General features: G+C 58.1%; 18 protein-coding genes. 11 read left to right on the forward strand and 7 right to left on the reverse strand.

All coding sequences use genetic code 11. From position 1 onward, the window contains the following. Positions 1 to 24: 24 nt before the first annotated feature. From QPL94_RS06175 to astB, 5 genes are read left to right on the forward strand one after another with little or no spacing between them, the layout of a single operon-like run. Positions 25 to 1,242 (forward strand): aspartate aminotransferase family protein, encoded by a 1,218-nt coding sequence (locus QPL94_RS06175; RefSeq protein ID WP_285356230.1) that lies wholly within the window; start codon positions 25 to 27, stop codon positions 1,240 to 1,242. Between the two features lie 31 nt (positions 1,243 to 1,273). After that, entirely contained in the window at positions 1,274 to 2,290 is a 1,017-nt protein-coding gene (locus QPL94_RS06180) for an arginine N-succinyltransferase (protein ID WP_285356232.1), read from the forward strand. A gap of 28 nt (positions 2,291 to 2,318) precedes the next feature. Beyond that, the gene (gene astA / locus QPL94_RS06185; RefSeq protein ID WP_285356233.1) at positions 2,319 to 3,365 is read left to right on the forward strand and encodes an arginine N-succinyltransferase; all 1,047 of its coding nucleotides are present in this window, start codon (positions 2,319 to 2,321) and stop codon (positions 3,363 to 3,365) included. 5 nt (positions 3,366 to 3,370) lie between these two features. Beyond that, a complete protein-coding gene (gene astD, locus QPL94_RS06190) occupies positions 3,371 to 4,846 on the forward strand; it encodes a succinylglutamate-semialdehyde dehydrogenase (protein WP_285356234.1) in 1,476 nt (491 codons plus the stop codon). A gap of 13 nt (positions 4,847 to 4,859) precedes the next feature. After that, positions 4,860 to 6,200, forward strand: coding sequence for an N-succinylarginine dihydrolase (gene astB / locus QPL94_RS06195; RefSeq protein ID WP_285356235.1), 1,341 nt, complete (start codon positions 4,860 to 4,862; stop codon positions 6,198 to 6,200). A gap of 137 nt (positions 6,201 to 6,337) precedes the next feature. Here the strand turns inward: astB and QPL94_RS06200 are convergent, their stop codons facing one another. Beyond that, positions 6,338 to 6,979, reverse strand: a complete 642-nt coding sequence (locus tag QPL94_RS06200) for a TetR/AcrR family transcriptional regulator (RefSeq protein ID WP_285356236.1) — start codon at positions 6,977 to 6,979, stop codon at positions 6,338 to 6,340. 165 nt (positions 6,980 to 7,144) lie between these two features. On the opposite strand from QPL94_RS06200, the gene QPL94_RS06205 reads away from it, so the two are divergent. Further along, entirely contained in the window at positions 7,145 to 8,224 is a 1,080-nt protein-coding gene (locus tag QPL94_RS06205; RefSeq protein WP_285356237.1) for an efflux RND transporter periplasmic adaptor subunit, read from the forward strand. After that, positions 8,224 to 11,253 (forward strand): efflux RND transporter permease subunit, encoded by a 3,030-nt coding sequence (locus QPL94_RS06210; RefSeq protein WP_285356238.1) that lies wholly within the window; start codon positions 8,224 to 8,226, stop codon positions 11,251 to 11,253. Before QPL94_RS06205 ends, QPL94_RS06210 begins: the two co-directional genes overlap by 1 nt. On the opposite strand, the gene astE is transcribed toward QPL94_RS06210, so the two are convergent. The 6 genes from astE to QPL94_RS06240 form a co-directional block, all read right to left on the reverse strand. Then, positions 11,250 to 12,284: a succinylglutamate desuccinylase gene (gene astE / locus QPL94_RS06215; protein ID WP_285356239.1), complete on the reverse strand. Its 1,035-nt coding sequence runs from the start codon at positions 12,282 to 12,284 to the stop codon at positions 11,250 to 11,252. The two genes, QPL94_RS06210 and astE, sit on opposite strands and share 4 nt — an antisense overlap. A gap of 36 nt (positions 12,285 to 12,320) precedes the next feature. Then, a complete protein-coding gene (locus QPL94_RS06220) occupies positions 12,321 to 13,043 on the reverse strand; it encodes an ABC transporter permease (protein ID WP_285356241.1) in 723 nt (240 codons plus the stop codon). Positions 13,044 to 13,046: 3 nt separating this feature from the next. After that, positions 13,047 to 13,751, reverse strand: coding sequence for an ABC transporter permease (locus tag QPL94_RS06225; protein ID WP_137435748.1), 705 nt, complete (start codon positions 13,749 to 13,751; stop codon positions 13,047 to 13,049). Positions 13,752 to 13,802: 51 nt separating this feature from the next. Then, entirely contained in the window at positions 13,803 to 14,555 is a 753-nt protein-coding gene (locus QPL94_RS06230; RefSeq protein ID WP_285356242.1) for a transporter substrate-binding domain-containing protein, read from the reverse strand. Positions 14,556 to 14,642: 87 nt separating this feature from the next. Continuing rightward, a complete protein-coding gene (locus QPL94_RS06235; RefSeq protein WP_137435744.1) occupies positions 14,643 to 15,413 on the reverse strand; it encodes an ABC transporter ATP-binding protein in 771 nt (256 codons plus the stop codon). A gap of 113 nt (positions 15,414 to 15,526) precedes the next feature. Then, entirely contained in the window at positions 15,527 to 16,285 is a 759-nt protein-coding gene (locus QPL94_RS06240; protein ID WP_285356244.1) for an FCD domain-containing protein, read from the reverse strand. 249 nt (positions 16,286 to 16,534) lie between these two features. Here QPL94_RS06240 and dctP point away from each other — a divergent pair, with 249 nt between their 5' ends. The 4 genes from dctP (at position 16,535) to QPL94_RS06260 (ending at position 20,440) form a co-directional block, all read left to right on the forward strand. Then, entirely contained in the window at positions 16,535 to 17,656 is a 1,122-nt protein-coding gene (gene dctP, locus QPL94_RS06245; protein ID WP_285356245.1) for a TRAP transporter substrate-binding protein DctP, read from the forward strand. A gap of 99 nt (positions 17,657 to 17,755) precedes the next feature. Beyond that, positions 17,756 to 18,460, forward strand: coding sequence for a TRAP transporter small permease subunit (locus tag QPL94_RS06250; protein WP_285356246.1), 705 nt, complete (start codon positions 17,756 to 17,758; stop codon positions 18,458 to 18,460). Next, positions 18,457 to 19,992 (forward strand): TRAP transporter large permease, encoded by a 1,536-nt coding sequence (locus QPL94_RS06255; protein WP_285356247.1) that lies wholly within the window; start codon positions 18,457 to 18,459, stop codon positions 19,990 to 19,992. The genes QPL94_RS06250 and QPL94_RS06255 overlap by 4 nt, the downstream gene beginning before the upstream one ends. A 22-nt stretch (positions 19,993 to 20,014) precedes the next feature. Next, positions 20,015 to 20,440 (forward strand): GlcG/HbpS family heme-binding protein, encoded by a 426-nt coding sequence (locus tag QPL94_RS06260; protein ID WP_285356248.1) that lies wholly within the window; start codon positions 20,015 to 20,017, stop codon positions 20,438 to 20,440. The last annotated feature ends 34 nt before the right edge of the window (positions 20,441 to 20,474 follow it).

Raw genomic sequence — 20,474 nt, forward strand, 5'->3', positions numbered from 1 at the left:
TCACGTTTTGCTTGAGAGACACCGATGAACAGAGAACCCGTCAGCCGTGAATTATTCGATGAGGTAATGGTCCCCAACTACGCACCCGGGTCGGTGATTCCCGTGAGGGGGGAAGGCTCCCATGTGTGGGATCAGGAAGGTAAGGAGTATATCGATCTGGCGGGTGGTATTGCGGTGACCTGTCTGGGGCATTCCCACCCGGGCCTGGTGAGTGCGCTGATGGATCAGGCCGAGAAAATCTGGCACCTGTCCAATGTGATGACCAACGAGCCGGCGCTGCGGCTGGCAAAAACCTTGTGTGATCTTACCTTTGCCGAGCGGGTGTTCTTTGCCAATTCCGGTGGTGAGGCCAACGAGGCCGCCTTTAAACTGGCCCGCCGTTACGCCTGGGAGCACTTTGGCTCGGAAAAAAACGAGATCATCGCTTTCACAAATTCGTTCCACGGCCGCACCCTGTTCACTGTCAGCGTGGGTGGCCAGCCCAAGTACCTGGAGGGTTTTGAACCGGCGCCAGGCGGTATCCACCACGCCGACTTCAATGACCTGGAATCGGTGAAGAAGCTGATATCCAAAGACAAAACCTGTGCCGTAGTGGTGGAACCGATCCAGGGTGAGGGTGGCGTTATGCCCGCTGATGCGGAGTTCCTCAAGGGCCTGCGCCAGCTTTGTGATGACAACGATGCCCTGCTGGTGTTTGACGAGGTCCAGTCCGGCGTTGGCCGTACTGGCCACCTGTACGCCTATCAGATGTACGGGGTAACGCCGGATATTCTCTCCACAGCCAAGGGCCTCGGCGGGGGCTTCCCGGTAGCGGCCATGCTCACCACTGAAAAAGTCGCCACAAGCCTGGCTGTCGGCACCCACGGCAGTACCTATGGTGGCAACGCTCTGGCCTGTGCCGTTGCCCAGAGGGTGATTGACACCGTCAGTCAGCCAGACATTCTCAAGGGTGTCGCCGCGCGTTCCGACCGGCTGCGCAAGGGCATGATGGACATCGGCGAGCGTTACGGCATCTTCAGTGAAGTCCGTGGCTCCGGCCTGCTGCTGGGTTGCGTGTTGACTGAAGAGTGGAAAGGCAAGGCCAAGGAATTTCTCAATGCTGGCCTCGCCGAGGGTGTGATGGTGTTGATTGCCGGACCCAATGTGGTGCGGCTGGCGCCGTCGTTGATTATTCCCGAACCTGATATTGATGAAGCGCTGGCCCGGTTTGAGGCCGGTGTCAAAAAGGTTTGCGGGCAATAAATTTTGCGGACTACAACCAGGGGAGCCGCCTATGTGGCTGGTACGTCCGGCTCAGCCGGGTGACCTGAAAGACATACTCGACATCGCCGGGGGGCAAGGCCCCAGGATGTCATCCACCTTGCCCAAAAAAGAAGAGGCGCTGTCCCGGAAGATAGACCAGTCCGCCCGTTCGTTTGCTGGCAAGAACGGGCCCGATGAGTCCAAACGGTTCCTGTTCGTGCTGGAAGATACCGGCACCGGGACAGTCCATGGTGTATCCGGCATTGATGCCCGGGCAGGGAATGGGCAACCTTTCTACAACTACCGCAAGGATGCGCTTATCCATGCTTCCCATGAGCTGGGGGTTTCCCGGCGGGTGGAAGTCCTGTACCCGTCCCACGCCCTGACAGACAACACCCTGCTGTGTTCCTTTACCATCAAACCGGAGCTGCGTCGCACCGATGCTTTCGAGCTGCTGTCACGGGCCAGGCTGCTGTTTATTGCCGCACACCGTCACCTGTTCACCGATCAGACTGTGGTGGAAATACAGGGCGTGCAGACAGAAAACGGGGAGGTACCCTTCTGGGACAGCCTGGGCCGGCATTTCTTCAATATGGATTTTGAAACCGCGGACCAGTATTCCGGCATGCTGAGCAAAACCTTTATCGCTGAGCTCATGCCACCCAACCCGATCTACGTCACCTTGCTGAGCCAGGCGGCCCGGGAAGCGCTGGGTCAGCCCCACGAACAGACCCGGGCAACCTTTGAGCTGCTGCAGCATGAGGGATTTCACAGCGGCTGTTACCTGGATATTTTTGATGCCGGGCCGGTGCTTGAAGCTCGTACCGACTCGCTCAAATCCGTTGTTACCAGCCACCCGAAAACCCTGCACGCCGCCAATACCGACGACGGTGAGATGTGCCTGATCTCGGGAGGCGAGGGGGAGAGTTTCCGCTGCACTCTGACGCCACTGACCGAGAGCCTCGGGGACGAGATCAAGGTGCCGCTGAAAACCTGGAAGTGCCTGGCCAGAAGCTCCGGTGACGACGTAAGGATTACACCGTTATGAACAGGGCGATCGCACTCAGGAGGCCGGTATGCTGTTGATCCGACCACTACAGGAAAACGATCTGGAAGCCCTGTATGCCATGGCGCAGGGGGCAGGCAAGGGCCTGACTACGCTACCGGCAGACCGGGAGTTGTTGCAGAAAAAAATTAACCATACCCGGGAAACCTTCAATCAACGCTGTGCCCCCGAGGCCGGGCTTTATCTGTTTGCCCTCGAGGACACTGAGCTGGGGCAATGCGTGGGTATCAGCGGCATTCAGGCAAGGGTTGGTCTGGATGAGGTGTTCTACAACTACCGCTTGAGCGTGACCGTAAACGCCTCCCGCGAGCTGGGTGTGCATGTGCGCACGCCAACGCTTCACCTGTCCAACGACATGACCGATACCACCGAGATCTGTTCACTGTTGCTGTCGGCCTCTCATCGGGGTGGCGGCACCGGGCTGCTGCTGTCCCGTTGTCGGTTCATGTACCTGGACGATTTCAGAAAGCACTTTTCCGAAAAGGTGTTTGCTGAAATGCGGGGCGTATCTGATGGTAATGGCCAGAGCCCCCTCTGGGATGCTCTGGGCAGCAAGTTCTTTGATATGGAATTCAGCGAAGCGGATATGCTTTCCGGCCTGGGCAACAAGTCATTTATCGCCGAACTGATGCCGAAATATCCCATTTACCTGCCGATGTTGCCGGATGCTGCCCGGGCAGTCATTGGCCGGGTGCACGAGAACACTGCGCCGGCGCTGAACATGCTGCAGGCGGAAGGGTTCAACTTTAACGGGATGGTGGATATTTTTGATGGTGGCCCGGTGGTGGAGGCTTTCATCCATAACATCCGCACCGTGCGCGAAGGCATCAACCGCCACGTGATGATCCGCAAGAAGCCACTGGATATGAACGTGCCGGCGGAAGACCAGGTGATGATATCCAACCGTTCGTTCCGGGACTTTCGGGTAACCACCATACCGGCCGAGTGTATCGGGCTTGATACTGTCAGTATACCGGCCGAAGTGGCAGAGGCGCTGGAGGTTGAATCCGGGGACCGTGTGCGGCTGGCCCCTTTGAAAGATACCGGAAGGAGGTAGTGAATATGGATAAGATCACCGGCCAATTATTTATTGATGGGCTCTGGCTCGAAGGCCACGGAGACCAGTTTGAATCCCTCCAGCCTGTCACCGGCGAGACGGTCTGGGACGGCGTCGGTGCCAGTATTGAAGATGTGGACGCCGCCGTGCGCGAAGCCCGCAATGCATTTGTTGACTGGCGCCGGCGCCCCTTCGAGGAGCGTCAGGCTCTGGTGGAGAAGTTTGGCAAGCTGCTGGAAGAGCACAAGGAAGGCCTGGCGCACCAGATCGGACTGGAAACCGGCAAACCCCTGTGGGAGTCCCGCACGGAAGTGGCGGCGATGATTGGCAAGATCGGGATATCGGTGACTGCCTACCATGACCGCACCGGCCATTCCGAATCCGACGTTGCTGGCGGCCATGCCGTGTTGCGTCACCGGCCCCACGGGGTAGTGGCGGTATTCGGCCCCTATAATTTCCCGGGGCACCTGCCCAACGGTCACATTGTGCCGGCCTTGCTGGCCGGCAACACCGTGGTGTTCAAGCCCAGCGAACTGACCCCCGGCGTCGCCGAGATGACTGTAAAACTGTGGGAGAGAGCCGGCATTCCCCCCGGTGTCATCAACCTCGTCCAGGGCGCCGCGGCAACCGGTAAGTCCTTGTCTTCACATCCAGGTGTGGACGGGCTGTTCTTTACCGGTAGTTCCACCGTGGGGCATCTGCTGCACAAGCAGTTCGGCGGTCAGCCTGAAAAAATCCTGGCTCTGGAAATGGGCGGCAACAACCCCCTGATTGTGCAGGATATTCATGACGTGGATGGCGCCGTGCACCATGCGCTGCAATCGGCCTTCCTGTCTGCCGGACAGCGCTGCACCTGTGCGCGGCGCTTGCTGGTGCCCAAAGGCACCAAGGGCGACCAGTTCCTGAAGCGCCTTACCGAGGTTGTCAGCCGCATAAAAGTGGGGGAGTTCGATGCCGATCCGCAACCGTTCATGGGCTCGGTAATCTCCGCTGAAGCGGCCGACAAACTACTGGCCGCCCAGAACAACCTGCTGACCCATGGCGGCAAATCGCTGCTGGAAATGAAGCAGTTGAAAGAAGGCACCGGCCTGCTGTCCCCGGGCATCGTGGATGCCACCGGCCTGGATCTGGTGGACGAGGAATTCTTTGGGCCCCTGCTGACGGTCTACCGCTACAAGAGCTTCGACGAGGCCCTGGAGCTGGCCAATAACACCCGTTACGGGTTGTCCGCCGGTATCCTGACCGATGACCACAAGCTCTATGAGCGGCTGGCGAACGAAGTGCGCGCCGGCATTGTGAACTGGAACCGGCCATTGACCGGTGCCAGCAGCGCTGCTCCGTTCGGCGGAGTGGGTGCCAGCGGCAACCATCGCCCCAGCGCCTACTACGCTGCTGATTACTGCGCCTGGCCCATGGCTTCGCTGGAGGCGAAAAAGAGCGAAGTGCCGGAAAGCCTTGCACCGGGATTAAATTTCGACTGACGGAAAACCAGACATGGTCAAGCATGCGGTAGAAGCCAACTTCGATGGCCTGGTAGGGCCCACCCATAATTACGCCGGGCTGTCCTGGGGCAACGTGGCCTCCAAGTCCAACGTTCGCTCGGTCTCCAACCCCAAAGAGGCGGCGTTGCAGGGACTGGCCAAGATGAAGCGGTTGGCGGACCGGGGTTATGTGCAGGGCGTGCTTCCGCCCCATGAACGCCCGCATATCCCGACTTTGCGAGCGCTGGGCTTCAGCGGTTCTGAAAGCGACATATTGCGGGCCGTTGTCAAGCAGAGCCCGTCTATCCTGGCCGCGGTGTCTTCTGCATCCACCATGTGGACGGCCAATGCCGCCACCGTTTCCCCCAGTGCAGATACCGCTGATCACCGCGTGCACTTCACCCCGGCCAACCTGAGCGCCAAGTTCCATCGCTCCATTGAACACGCAGTCACAGGCCGGGCCCTGAAATCCATTTTTTCAGACGAGTCCTGGTTTGCCCACCATCCTGCTTTGCCGTCGGTGAGCCAGTTCGGCGACGAAGGTGCGGCCAACCACACCCGCCTGTGTGCGGGTTACGGCGAGCCGGGAGTGGAACTGTTCGTTTATGGCCAGATCGCGTTCAACGAAAAAGCCCCGGCTCCCAGACTCTACCCCGCCCGCCAGACCCTGGAAGCCTCCCAGGCCATTGCCCGTTTGCATGGTCTGAAAGACAGCCGTGTGGTCTTTGCCCAGCAGAACCCCAAAGCCATCGATGCTGGCGTGTTCCATAACGACGTTATCGCGGTGGGTAACGGCAACACATTGTTCTATCACGAGCTGGCGTTTCTGGATGAAGAAACTGTCCTGGCTGATATCCGCTCCCGCCTGACCGGTGCGGAACTGGAAGCGGTACGGGTGAGCAGTGAACAGGTACCGCTGGAAGACGCGGTGGCTTCGTACCTGTTCAATAGCCAGTTACTGAATACCCCGGATGGCATGATGCTGGCAGTGCCGGGAGAATGCCGGGAAATAGCCTCGGTAAGCCGCTACCTGGATGAGCTGGTGGACAACGAGGGGCCGATTACCTCGGTGGAGGTTTTCGACGTCAAGCAGTCCATGCGCAATGGCGGCGGGCCGGCGTGTTTGCGTTTGCGGGTGGTGCTCAACGACGATGAGCTCAAGGCCATGCATCACGGTGTGTTGCTCACCGATGCGCTTTATGAGCGGCTGACGACCTGGGTAGAGGCGCATTACCGGGAGGAATTGTCGCAGGACGATCTCGGTGACCCGATGTTGCTGGATGAGGTTCGTAAGGCGCTTGATGAGTTGACGGGGATTTTGGGGCTTGGGTCGATTTATGATTTTCAGCTTTGAGTGGGAGTGATTTGTCGGATTACGCTTCGCTAATCCGACCTACGTTTCTTCGGTCTGGCTTCAGTGATAGCGCCTTTCGTAGGTCGGATTAGCCGAAGGCGTAATCCGACAGGCGCACCGCCGCGATTACTCTCGGATCAGGAGGCGATCGAGGAAGTCAGCATTTCCATGGTGTGACGGATCAGTGATTCGGCAGGGAAGTTCTCTTCCAGGCCACTTTCGGTCATTTCGCTTTGGCATAGCATGATGACGCCGTGTAGTGCGCCGCGAAGGTAGAGCGCCGTTTCCACCGGGTTATGGATGCGGTCGCGGTTCATGGTGCCGTCTTCCAGGCCCAGATGTATTGCGCCTACCATCAGGTCCATGGTCTGCTCCTTGCAGCAGAACATCTCGCCGGCCAGCTCATCGTCCGCCTCTGCCATCGCGGTGGAAGCGGTGGTCAGGGCTGAAAAATAATCCGGCTGATCGCGGTAGAACTGGTAATAGGCCACGCCCATGGCACTGATCTGCGCCAGCCCGGTATCTGCCGTCTGGCGGGCTTCCTCGAAGCGGCGGCACAGGCTGTGACCGGCGCGCAGCATTATTCCGCGCTGGATCGCGGCCTTGTCTTTGAAATACACGTACAATAATGCGCGGCTGAGAGCGGCGGTGCGGGCAATGTCATCCATGGACGTGCGCTCGTAGCCTTTTTCCGAAAACGCCAGTTCCGCGGCATCCAGAATGGCCTCGTACCTGGCCTGTTTCTCTTTCTCTCTACGGGTTTTCAACGGCTCACTCATAGGGGATTCCGGATTATTGAGACGGCATTCTCATGATACATGGTTGCGAATGAAAGCTGATTATTGACAAATTGTCAAAGAATGACATTATGTCTGATAATAAATTTTTGTCCACCGGATGGGCAGCCAACAAAACACCATGAACATGGAAGAGAGGGTCTCTCAATGAACACCATCTGGCGCCCCGCCATCATATCTCTTGCGGCTTTTGCCGTCCTGCTTGTCAGTGGCTGTAAATCCAGTGAGCCGGGCCCGGACCAGGGTGCTGCCCCCATTACTGTGCGGGCTGCGGAGGTAACCGGTGGCCAGACAGAAGGTGTGTCGCTTCGTTTCTCCGGTATCGTGCGGGCGGCTCAGCGGGCAACGCTGACATTCCAGGTCAGCGGCACCCTGCGTGAGCGATTAGTGGAGCTGGGGCAGACCGTGAAAACCGGTGACCTGCTGGCGCGGGTATACAACCCGGCGCTGGAACCGGCCCGGGATTCCGCGGCGGCGCGGCTGGAAGAGCTCAGAACCCAGCACGACCAGGCCAAACGTGAATGGGAGCGTTCCCGCCAGTTGCATGAACGTGGCGTGGTGTCAGAGCAGGGGCTGGAGCAACTGGCATCCCGGCGTGACAGACTGAAAGCCAGCATGGCAACCGCGGAGGCGTCACTAGCGGAGGCCACACGCCTGCTGCAGGAAAGTGAACTGAGGGCGCCATTCGGTGGCCGGGTTGAAGCGTTGCTGGTGGAGCGGGACGAATTTGTGGCGGCCGGGCAGCCGGTGATGCGCCTGTCTTCCCCCGACGGCCGTGAGGTGGAAGTGCGGGTGCCTGCCTATATGCTTAACCACGTTTCGCTGGGGCAGTTGTTGCCGGTGTGGTCCGTGCAGCAGCGCAACCGACCCCCGGAAACCGGGTCGATTGTAGAAATTGCCCAGTCCGGCGGGGTTCGTGGTGAGCTTCACCCGGTGCTGGTAAGTCTGCCAGCGGACACCCTGGAGCCAGGCGAGCCGGTTGAGGTGGGGATTACTCCCCGCGAAACCGTCGCCACCACCGTGCCACTGCTGGCGGTCATGAAATCCAATGGTGGTGCCAGTGTGTTTCGTGTCTCTGATGGCATAGCCCGGCGAGTGCCAGTAACGGTTCAGCGAATCATCGGTGAGCGCGTGGTGGTGGATGCCACCGACCTGACCGCCGGTGACCAGGTGGTATACGCCGGTATGACCCGGATTTCTGACGGCGATGCGGTGGAGGTGCGCTAATGTCATTGCGCCTGCTGAATTTCCAACGGTTGCTGGGCATGGTAGTGACCATGCTTTGCCTCCTGGGTATCGCCGCCTACAGCACCATGCCGCGCCAGGAGGACCCTTCCTTCCCATACCGCGCTGGCCTGATCACCATCAACTATCCCGGCGCCAGTGCCGAGGCGGTGGAACGGCTTGTGCTGCAACCGCTCTCCGACGAACTTCGCCAGGTGGAGGAAGTGGATTTCTCCCAGGCCACCGCGCGCACCGGCGTGGCGGTTTTCAATGTTCGCCTGAACGACACCATCTACGATACCGATTCTGCCTGGGATCGGGTGCGCCAGGCCATGGACCGCGCGCGCCTGGATTTCCCGGATGATGTCGGCCAAATGGTTCTTGATGACCGTATGATTGATATTCCCGCCATCATCCTGGCGGTCAGTGGTTCCGGCTCGGTGACGGAGCTGAGCGACGTTGCCGAGCGGCTGAAGCAGAACCTGGCGGATATCCCCGGGGTTTCCCGCATTGAACTCGAAGCCGATGCAGACGAGCAGATTACCCTGGCGCTGGACGACGCTGCCATGTACCGGCTGGGCATCTCGCCGGCGCGGGTGCTGGACACTCTTGCACGCCGGAACCAGACCACACCCGGTGGTTTTATCGTGGCAGATGGTCGCCGCCTGTCGGTGTTACCGAACAGTGAATTTACCAGTGTCGAGGCCATTCGCGCCACGCCCATTGAACTGCCGGATGGCTCCCAGGTGCCCCTGGCTGCGGCAGCGGAAGTGTGGCGGGGGCCGGCAGAACCCCGGCAGCCGGAGGCCTGGTACGACGGTGAACGGGTGGTGCTGGTCTCGATGATCATGGAGGAAGGCAGCACGGATGCGATCCGGTTTGGTGAACGTGTGCGTGAACGCCTGTCGGTGATACGCGATGAATTCGCCCCCTACGAAATCCGCGAGATGTTCTTCCAGCCGGACAAAGTGGAAGAGCGGCTGGACAACCTGGCCTGGAGCCTGGTTCTGTCGGTCATCATTATTGTGGCGGTGGTGTTCACCGGCATGGGTATTCGCATGGGTATCCTGGTGGCGTCTATCCTGCCCATGGTGGCGCTGATCAGTATCGGCCTGTATGACCTGGGCGGTGGCGTGCTTCACCAGATTGCCGTCATCGGTATGGTGATATCTCTGGGCATCCTGATTGATAATGCCATCGTGATCGTGGAGAGCATCCAGGGTTATCTGGACGACGGCATGCGCCGGCTGGACGCGCTTAAGCGGTCTGTGCGGGAACTCGCCGGTCCGCTGGGGGCGTCTACAGGCACCACCATAGCTGCGTTCATGCCTTTATTGCTCTCCAAAGGTGGAACGGCGGACTTCACCCGCGGTGTACCGGTGATGATCATGCTCACATTGTCGGTCAGCTATCTGCTGGCGATTTCCGCCGTACCCTTGCTGGCGGCCCGTTTCCTCAAACCCCGCAAGGTGGACGCCCGGGAGGACAGATTGATCGGCCTGTCTCGCTTCCTCGGAAGCCTGGTGGCCAGGCGCCCGGGCACGTTGATTCTCGCGGGTACGGCACTGGTCGTGTTCAGCCTGTCCCTGACACCGTTCATGAAGCAGCAGTTTTTCCCCAACGCCGATCGCCCGCAAGTAGTGGTAGAGCTGTATATGCCCGAAGGCACCGACCAGGAACGTACCGCCAGTGTGGCAGCGGATCTTGAACGGGCCATTCGCACCCGCCCCGAGGCGCTGCTGGTGCACCGGTTCACCGGCTTTACCGGTCCCAGCTTCTACTACAACCTGCAGCGGGAACCCCAGGCGCCTAACCGCGGACGCATCGTGGTATCGACACCCACTCTGGAGGCCACCACCGGACTGGTGCAGTGGATTCGGGAATTCGCGGGGCAGGAAATGCCCGAGTTGCAGGTAACGGCAGGCATTCTCGGCCAGGGACCACCCCGTGCAGCTCCGGTGGAAATACGGGTGTACCACGCGAACGATGACGTCCGTGCCCAGGCGGTCGAGCAGCTGTTTTCTGCCCTGCGCGGCGTTGAGGGCACCGTGGACGTGCGCCACAACCTGGATATGGGGGTGCCGAGTATCGCCATCAATGTGGACGACGCCAGTGCTGCCCGCTACGGCCTGAACCGGTCTGATGTGGCCCAGAGCCTGTATGGCCAGAGCTTCGGTGTGGTGGCAGAGCAATACCGGCAGGAGGAGGACCCAATTCCACTGGTACTGCGTTCCCGTGAAGGTACCAGCCTGTCGCTGCCACGATTGCTGTCAGTGAACATCTACAACGATCAGGGTGACGCGGTGCCCCTGTCGGCTATTGCCTCGGTGGAAACCTCCTGGCAGTCCGCCGCCCGGTACCAGCGCAACGGCACCCGGATGAATACCGTCTGGTCCAACCTCCATGCCGGTTACAGTTTCAGCCAGGCCCTGGAAGGGCTGGATGCGGCCCTTGCAGACAATCCGCTGCCGCCCGGATCCCGGCTGGAGATGGGCGGTGATGCCGAGGGCTCGGGCGATGCCAACAATGCCCTGCTGACCACGGCCCCGATTGGTGTGCTGCTGTTGCTGTTCTTCCTGCTGATACAGTTCAATTCGTTCCGCCGGGTGGGGATTATTTTGCTGACGGTGCCACTGGCGACCGTGGGAATCTTCCCGGGGCTGGTGTTCTCCGGTTCGCCCTTCGGCTTTCAGTCTTTGCTGGGTGTGATTGCGCTGGTGGGCATTGTGGTCAACAACGCCATCGTGCTGCTGGATGTCATGGACCGGCAACTGGAGAAAGGGGATGCCATTCGCGATGCCGTTCGCAAGGCCGTCGAGCAGCGCACCCGGCCGATCCTGCTGACCACCGGCACCACGGTAGCCGGCCTGCTGCCACTGGCGTTTTCCAGTTCAACACTGTGGCCTCCCATGGCCTGGGCCATCATTTCCGGGTTGCTGGCTTCCACGGTGCTGACACTGCTGGTGGTGCCCTCTGTCTGTACCCGGGTGATCAGTTGCAAGGTGGCTGAGCCGGAGAATGCACCGGCCTAGTTGCAGGGCCTGACCATCAGGCCCACCCGCTGATTCACGGGCACGTTGCTGTTCGGGAAGATAATGCCCTCGGGTGAATCGCCTACCCGGTAGCAGGTGGCATCGTCTTCCCAGATCATCGTTCCCGAGTCGTACATCGTGAAATTGGCCACATCGTCGGGCACGTGAAAGCGGAAGCTGTCGCCGGTATTGAGGATTTCGTGCACCACCTTAAATATGGTCATCTGTTGTGACGCGCCATCCTGCTTCGGTGGTGCCTCCCCCTTCATCCGCCGCCGCAGTGCATTGCTGACCCCGGTAAACCGGGTGAGATCGTTTTGCCCGAACGGTTGTGCCTTGCCAAGCTCCACGGTAAAGCTCTCTGCGCCGAGCGCCGTTGATGAAAACGAGGAAAATGTGGTGCCTTCACGGTGCTGTAACAGCAGGGTGTCCACCTCCGCCTCCAGCAGGAAATCGACCTGGCTTTGAGGCACATCCCGCCCGTCCACAAACGGATAAAGTGCGAATTTCTCCCGCAGGGAAGGGCGAATGGCGGTGTGCAGATCATAGTGACAGAGGTTGGTGGAATGCCTTGCAGAAAAAGCGTCACAAGCACGTTCCAGCACCCGCGCCCGCTCTGCCTCAGGGAGCCCGTGGTATTCGGGTTTGCGGTGAGCACCGCCAAACAGCCGGTTGAGATTCACATCGGTAAACCGCACTCCGGTATCCATCGCTGGTGGATTGCCCAGAATCAACAACACCGGGCAGGCCAGGTGCCATTGGCCATCGAGAAGTTCATTCAACAGATGGTTAAGAACCTCGATGGGCGCCGTTTCATTGCCATGAATCCCGGCAGAGACAATCAGTGATTCGTTATTGGGATTGGCGCGGCTGGCTGGCGGTTCCAGGTACAGCAGCCCGGTATCCTGACGCTGCAGCCCGGTACCATCATCAAGCACCACGACTTTTTCCGAGGACGCATGCTCGGCGGTAGACAGGGTATGAGATAGCCAGTCGCGACCAGTACCGAAAAGCAATTCACGAACGCTCATGCGACTCCCCACCATGACAGGCACCAGGCCTGAATGTCAGCCACTGACGGGCCGCTGATGCTGCAACAGATAATTTTCCAGCTTGCGGAATGCAAATACCAGTAAAAAAGTTAACGCCATATACAGCAGCGCCACAAAGATAAAAGCATCAAAGGGCGCATAGAACCGGGAATAGATATTCCGCGCCGCGCCGGTGAGATCCACCATGGTCACCACGCTGGCAATTGCACTGGCATGAAGCATGAAGATGACCTCATTGGAATACGCCTGCACCCCCCGCCTGGCAGCACTGGGCAGAATAATCCGCCGCATCCGCAGGGCCCAGCTCATACCGTAGGCCTTCGCGGCCTCGATCTCACCACTGGGTGTTGCCACAATCGCACCGCGAATGATCTCCGTGGTGTAGGCCGCCGTGTTCAGGGTAAAGGCCAAAAGGGCAGGGTAGAAAGCCTCACGGAAGATGTCCCACCAGAAGGTCTGCTGGATACCCTCAATCTGTGCAAGGCCGTAGTAAATGATGTAGAGCTGGATCAGCAGTGGCGTGCCCCGGAAGATATAGGTGTAGAACCACACAGGAGCATTGATCAGCGGGTTTTTCGATGTGCGCATGATCGCCAGCGGAACGGCAAGCACCAGCCCCAGAATCAGCGACAGGAAAACCAGTTGCACGGTAGTGACCAGGCCGCCCCAGTATTCCATGATGGTCGCCGCGGTAAAGATATCGTTGCGGTTGAGCAGTTCAGCGATAAAGTCAGGCATGGTTCAGCTCCCCTGTACCACGCCAACATTGGCGCGCTTGGTGAGCCACTTTATAAACAGCTCGGAAACAGCCGTCAGGCTGAGGTAAACAAACGCCACCGGAATGAAGAAGTGGAACGGCATGCGCTCCGCCTTGGCGGCTTCTTCCGCAACCCTCACCATATCCGTCAGGCCGATAATGGATACCAGTGCCGTTGTTTTCAGCAGCACCTGCCAGTTGTTGCCAATGCCGGGCAGGGCATGGCGCAGCATCTGCGGGAGTATGATTCTGTGGAAGGTGCGCCATTGGCTGAAACCATAGGCACGGGCCGCTTCAATCTGGCCGTTTTCCACTGCCAGGAAGGCGCCACGGAAGGTTTCTGCCATATAGGCGCCAAAGATCAGGCCAATAGTGAGGACGCCGGCGATAAATGGATCAAACTGGAAAAAGAAATCCACGCCATAGGCGTCATAGAGGTAATCAGACAGGTTGTTAACGGCCACCTGACCGCCGTAGTAAAACAGAAGCATCATCACCAGGTCCGGTACGCCACGGATCAGGGTGGTATACGTGGTCGCGATCCCGATGGCCACCCGGCTTTTGGACAACTTGGCAGAGGCGCCAATCAGGCCGAGGGTCAAAGAGAGGGCGAGGGAAAGGAGGGCCAGTTCAATGGTGACCACCGCCCCATCGAGCAGGGCCGGGCCGTAGCCTTTCAAGTCGATCATGAAAACATCCGGTAAGCAGGGGCAGCCAAAATGGCTGCCCCTGGGCCAGTTTTACATCTTGATGTCGTAAGCGAAGTACTTGTCCATAATGGTGTCGTAAGTACCATCTTCTTTCAGAGTGGCGAGGGCTGCGTTGACTTCCTCGGCCAGCTCCTTGTCACGCTTGCGCATGGCAACGCCGACACCCTGGCCAAGCTTGACCGGCTCACCCACTTCCTTGAAACCTTCCTTGCTCAGGACGGTCTGCTCACCCACCGGGTAGTCGACAAAGACCACGTCCAGACGCTGGCCTTCCAGGTCAAGAACCATGTCGTCTGCAGTGGTGTAACGCTTGATGGAAACCACGCCACCCATTTCTTCGGTCACAAAGGTATCCATGGTGGTGCCGCGCTGTACACCCACTGTTTTACCTTCCATGGCTTCCATGTCGGTGACGTCGGTGTTGAAGCTTTCAGGCGCGAACCAGCCACCCGGGGTGTTGTAGTACGGCTCGGAGAACAGCACCTGCTCCGCACGCTCCGGCGTGATGGACATGGAAGACATGATCAGGTCGAATTTCCGCGCCAGCAGGCCCGGAATCATACCGTCCCACGCCTGGATGACGAACTCGCAGTTGGCGTTCATTTCTTCGCACATGGCTTCGGCCAGTTCCACTTCGAAACCGGTCAGCTCGCCGTTGTCATCTTTGTATTCAAACGGCTCGTAGGGCACGTCGAAGGCGATGCGGAGGTTTCGTTCCTGGGCGTGAGCGACGCCGGCCATCATGGCCAGGACAACGCTTGCTGCAACAATCAGTTTTCTCATGAGTCATTTCTCCAGTCGTTATTAGCCTTGTGGGCTTTATTATCGGCAGTGGTCTGCCTTTTTGCTGATTTCAAGATAGCACGCACATCAAAAGTTGGGAGCCAGAAACTGCTTCATTCGTTCGGAATCCGGATTGTCGAAGACCTTATCCGGCGTACCTTGCTCCTCGATCACACCCTGATGCAAGAACAGGACCTGGGACGACACATCCCGGGCAAAAGACATCTCGTGGGTTACCACGATCATGGTTCTGCCTTCCTCGGCCAGGTTCTGCATGACTCTCAGAACTTCGCCTACCAGTTCCGGGTCAAGAGCGGAGGTAGGCTCGTCAAACAGCATGACGTCCGGCTCCATGGCCAGCGCCCGGGCGATGGCCGCTCGCTGTTGCTGCCCGCCGGACATCTGGGCGGGGTAGTAGTCCTTGCGCTCATAGATGCCCACTTTGTTGAGGTAGGCTTCCGCCCTTTCGATAGCCTCTTTTTTCGGGACCTTGAGAACGTGAATCGGGGCTTCAATGATGTTTTCCAGAACCGTCATGTGAGACCAGAGATTGAAACTCTGGAACACCATGGAGAGCCGCGCGCGAATCAGCTCGACCTGCTTGTTGTCGGCAGGCACGCGCTCGCCCTTGCGGTTGGTGGTGAACCGGATCGGGTCACCGTGCACGATAATGTCGCCGGAAGTCGGGGTTTCCAGCATATTGATGCAGCGCAGAAAGGTACTTTTACCGGAGCCGGAGCTGCCGATCAGGGATATGACATCACCTTTCTTTGTTTCCAGCGAAATACCCTTGAGTACTTCCAGCTGATCGAAGGTCTTGTGGATATCCCTGCAGATCAGAGGCGATGTTTCCGCCATAGATGGCTCCTGAGGCTGTCTGAACAAAGGCGCAAGTTTTACGGACAGTGGTCCCGAAAATCAATACCAATTAATTGTGGATGACTGAACTCATGATGCAAGCTTTTCGCCAATTATGCATTCTCTGGGGCGGCAGCCTTTGATGTTGATGTGTTAACGGGTACCCGGATAATGGCCGTGCCCTGCTGCTCGATTTCCCGCATGGCGTCGCTGACGAAACGCACGTGAGCCATGGCAATGCGTTTCGCCGCCTCCGGTTTCCTTGCCATTACTGCCTGGTAGGTGCGTTTGTGCTGGCGGGCGATCTTGTTGCGCATTTCCTCCCGCGGATTCAGGTTGGCCACCGACGCCTGTACGGTCAGTAACATGAGGTTCTTGAGGCCGTTCAGGACATGCACCAGCACCGGGTTGTGGGAAGCCTCCACAATTGCCTGGTGAAAGTTGTGGTCTGGCCTGGCGTTGGTGAGCGGGTCAGTCTGTTCCAGTGCGGCGTAGGCCTTGGTGATGCGATGCAGGTCCTGGGTGGTGGCGCGCTCTGCTGCAAGATACGCCGCCTGACCCTCCAGTTGCTCCCTGATTTCCAGCAGGTCGTAGAGGGTGCGGGGATGGCCGTTGAACATTTGCAGCAGTGGGCTGTCGTCGCCATCCTCTTCGGCACCGGGCACGATTCGCGCCACAAAAGAACCCTTGCCGTGTTTGGTCTCGATGACGCCGCGGCCCTGCAACTCATGCAATGCTTCCCGGATGATGGCGCGGGACACCCCAAGCCGTGTTGCAAGCTGTCGCTCCGAGGGCATTTTCTGCCCGGGGGCCAGGCCACCATCGAGAATCAGCCGTTCGAGTCGATAGGAAATGTCCTGAGCGATCGCCATGGTTGTACCTGTTATTACGTACTGGTCTGACCAGTTATTTTTGTTTGCCGGTTAATCGCGAAATTTCATCCGGGGTCAGTAAATATGGCTCATTCCGGGGCATTCGTCCATCGGACATATACAAAACTGGTCAGACCACCGGGCATTCCTCTGGACTAAAACCGGCTGGGCTACGAATATCGATTCAATGCCGGCATTTGTCGGCGTTTACCTGACGCAGATAACAACAACGTCAACGGAGATGTGTCGATGAATACCAACAACAACACTGAGCAAACCGTCGTCCCAAGACGCAGCTTTCTCAAAACCGCCGCCCTGGCTGCCGCTTTCTGTGGTGCGACCTTCATGGGCGCGGGCCAGGCCCACGCAGCAACGACCTGGAAAATCCAGTCGGTATGGGATGCGGGCACGGTCGGCTACGACCTGTTTGAGGACTGGTGTAACGGGATGGAAGAGAAGTCAGGCGGTGAACTGATATTCAAGTGCTTCCCTGCCAAGGCTGTCGCCGCCGACAACAATTCACTGTTCGATTCGGTTCGCAGTGGCGTTCTCCAGGGTATGAACCCGTTCACCCTGTACTGGTCGGGCAAGATTCCCGCGTCAGTATTCCTGTCCTCCTATCCGGCCGGCCCTGATCAGCCCCACCAGTGGGATATCATGTTCTATTCCATGGGCATGCTGGAGAAGACCCGGGAAATCTACAAGAAGTTCGGGCTGTTCTACGTTGGCCCGATCCAGCACGATGCAAATATCATCCACTCCAAAGAGCCGGTAAACAGCCTCGATGACCTTAAAGGCCTGAAGCTGCGGGTTCCCGGTGGCATGGTCGCCGAGGTGTTCCAGGCGTTCGGTGCTTCCACCGTGAGCCTGCCCGGCTCTGACATCTTCCCGGCCCTGGAGAAGGGTACCATCGACGCAGCCGACTATGTGGGCCCGGCGGTGAACTGGGAACTGGGCTTCTCCCAGGTGACTGATTACATCCTGTTCGGACCTCCGGGCGTCATGTCCATCTACCAGCCGGTCGACCTGATGGATCTGACGGTGAACATGCGTGCCTGGAACGCTCTGGATCCGAAACTCCAGCAACTGGTTGAGGATGAGGTGCGGATTTATTCACAGAAGCACTACCTGACCATCCAGAAGCGCAACATTGAGGCCATGGAGAAGTTCAAGAACGCGGGCGATACCGTGAGCCGTCTGAGCCAGGATGACGTGGAAGAATGGCGCCGTAAAGCCATTCCGATCTGGTACAAGTGGGCGAACAAGGACGAGGATGCCCGTGCCATCTTCGATATCCAGATCGATTACATGATGAACGAGACCGTCGGCTATATCGACGAGTCTGACCTCGAAGGTATACAAGGCCGTTAACATTTAGCTGAACCAATAAAAAAAAACAGGGGGAAGGTCAGGGACGACTCCGCAAGAGGAGTCCCGCCTTCCCCGTTTTGTGGCTGAGGAAGCAACAACATGTCTGATCTTGAAGGTTTCGGATTCGTAATGCCGCACTGGTTCTACTGGGGCTGGCTTGCGGTCATGCCGCTGATCATGATGGCCTGGGACAAGTGGAGTAGTGGTCACGGAGGCGAGACTGCCGAACCGGAATTGACACCGGCGGAATTGCAGGCGAAAGAGGACGATCCGCTGATCTATCTCCAGTTCGAGGGGAACTGGTTTACCAAAGTAGTAGACTGGATTTGTGACAAATCCGGTCTGTTCGTGTCGTTCTGGACAATCAATGCCGTTGTGTTCTATTTCTTTGGGGTGGTCATGCGCTACATCTTCAACATGCCGACCATCTGGGTCCATGAAGCCAGCTTTCTGCTGCTGGGCATGCAATATATGCTCGCAGGCGCATTTGCCATGCTTCATGGCGCACATGTGCGTGTGGATGTGATGTACAACATGCTGCCAGTACGGGGAAGAGTTGGTCTGGACATCTTTACGTCCATGTTCTTCTTCATTTTTGCCCTGATCCTGCTGGTTACCTCCTGGAGCTTCTTCCAGGATTCCTACGCCATGAAAGAAACCACGGTTGAGACCTGGGGCATCCAACACTGGCCGGTCAAAGGCATGATGGTGGTGGGGTCCATCCTTCTCTTACTCGCGGGCATATCCAAGCTGACCAAGGATATTGTTCTGTTCGTCCGTCTTGGTCGGGAGCGCACGGCATGACTACAAGTTCAACAACGGTGCCGGGCGGCAACCTTGTGGGGAAGCTCAGTACCTGGCTAATGATTATCGCCACAGTGGCACTGGCGTTTGTTATCTGTGTCGAGATGATCAACATTCTTTTCTACGATCCGTGGAGCGACGAGAAATTCCTGTTCAAGCTCTCCGGTAGCCTCTCTGACGTCAAGGTCGGCCCTCTGACCTATCTGATGTTCGGTTCGCTTGCCGTGGCCCTGATGATGGGGCTGCCGCTGGCATTCGTGACCGGTGGTCTCGGGGTGATGTTCATCTACCTGGTGGGCGACGCGATGATGCTGAACCTGGTGCCGGGTCGCATCTTCCCGATGATGACCAACTCTGATCTGGCGGCGATACCGCTGTTTATCTTCATGGCTTCGATGCTTGAACGTGCGGGCCTGATTGAGGAAATGTTCAGTGTGGTCTACAAGTGGATGGGTGGCCTCAGCGGTGGTCTGGCGACAGCAACCATCCTGGCTTCTACCCTTCTTGCCGCCATGGTGGGTGTTATCGGCGCGGCCGTTGTCACCATGGGTATCATCGCTCTGCCGGCGATGCTCAAACGCGGATATGACCAGAAGATAGCGCTGGGCTCAATCATGGCTGGCGGTACTCTGGGTATACTGATTCCGCCCTCGATCCTGGCGATTCTCTACGCGGTTGTCGCGCAGCAATCGGTCGGTGAGTTGTATCTTGGCTCCGTGATTCCGGGCCTGATGCTGTCTTCCATGTACATTGCCTATGTGCTGATCCGCAGCTGGATCAATCCGAAGCTGGGGCCGCCCGTACCGGTGGAAGAGCGGATTTCCCTGAAGGAAAAGCTTCTTCTCACGAAAAACCTGATTGCTCCACTGGTTCTGGTGTTTCTGGTCCTAGGCCTGCTGTTTGGTGGCATCGCAACGCCGGTGGAAGCGGCTGGTATCGGCTCCTTTGGCGCCATTGTGGTGGCTATGATGCACGGTAAGTTCTCTATTGGCGGGCTGCGGGAAGCATCTGTAACCACTACCAAGGCATCTGCCATGGTGCTGTGGATCATGTTTGGTGCCTCGGTCTTTGTTGGCTTCTACATCCTTCAGGGTGGCCAGCAATTTGTAACGGATGCCATCCTGGGTACTGGCATGTCGCCCTATGGCATTCTGTTCCTGCTGATGTTCCTGCTGGTGGTTCTGGGTATGTTTCTGGACTGGGTGGGTATTCTGCTGCTGGCAGTTCCTATCTTCATTCCTATTGTAAAAGCGCTGGAGTTCCCGGGGCTGTTGGGCTTCCCGCCAGTGGCAGGTGATGACGTTGTGCTCTGGTTTGGTGTGCTCTATCTGGTCAATATGCAGATGTCGTTCCTCAGTCCGCCATTCGGGTATGCATTGTTCTACCTCCGCGGCGTATGCCCGCCGGAAATATCCATGGCCACGATTTTCAAATCATCCCTGGTGTTCCTGGCTATTCAGGCATTAGGTCTGTTTATGTGTATCCTGATCCCCGGCATCGTAACCTGGCTGCCAGGATTGGTTTACGGTTAATAAATTCAAGGAGTAATACTTTATGTTGACGATTAAACGACTGGACCTTGCTGAAGCACGGATCCTCATCGAAGGCGCTGCTGAAAAAGCTCGCGAAATCGGCGTGCCCATGTGCATTGCCATAACGGACGAGTCCGGCAACCTGATTGCGTTCGAGCGGATGGACGGTGGCAAGATCACCAGTGTGACCATTGCCCAGGACAAGTCGTTTACCGCGTCGGCCGCGAAGAAGGCCACCCATGACTACAACGCGGTCAACGTGCCCGGCAAGCTGGCCTTCGGCATCCACACCGAGGTCGGTGGCCGCATCAGTTCTGTAGGCGGCGGTCTGCCGGTCATTGTCGATGGCGAGGTTGTCGGCGGCATTGGCATCAGCTCAGGCACGCCTCAGCAGGATATGGACTGTGCCCAGGCCGGTATCGACTATTTCGAAACCAAACGTGGTTGAGGGCTGTCATACCTGAAGCCAATCACTCAGAGAA

This window comes from Marinobacter sp. SS13-12 (assembly GCF_030227115.1).
In the GTDB taxonomy this organism is placed as follows: domain Bacteria; phylum Pseudomonadota; class Gammaproteobacteria; order Pseudomonadales; family Oleiphilaceae; genus Marinobacter.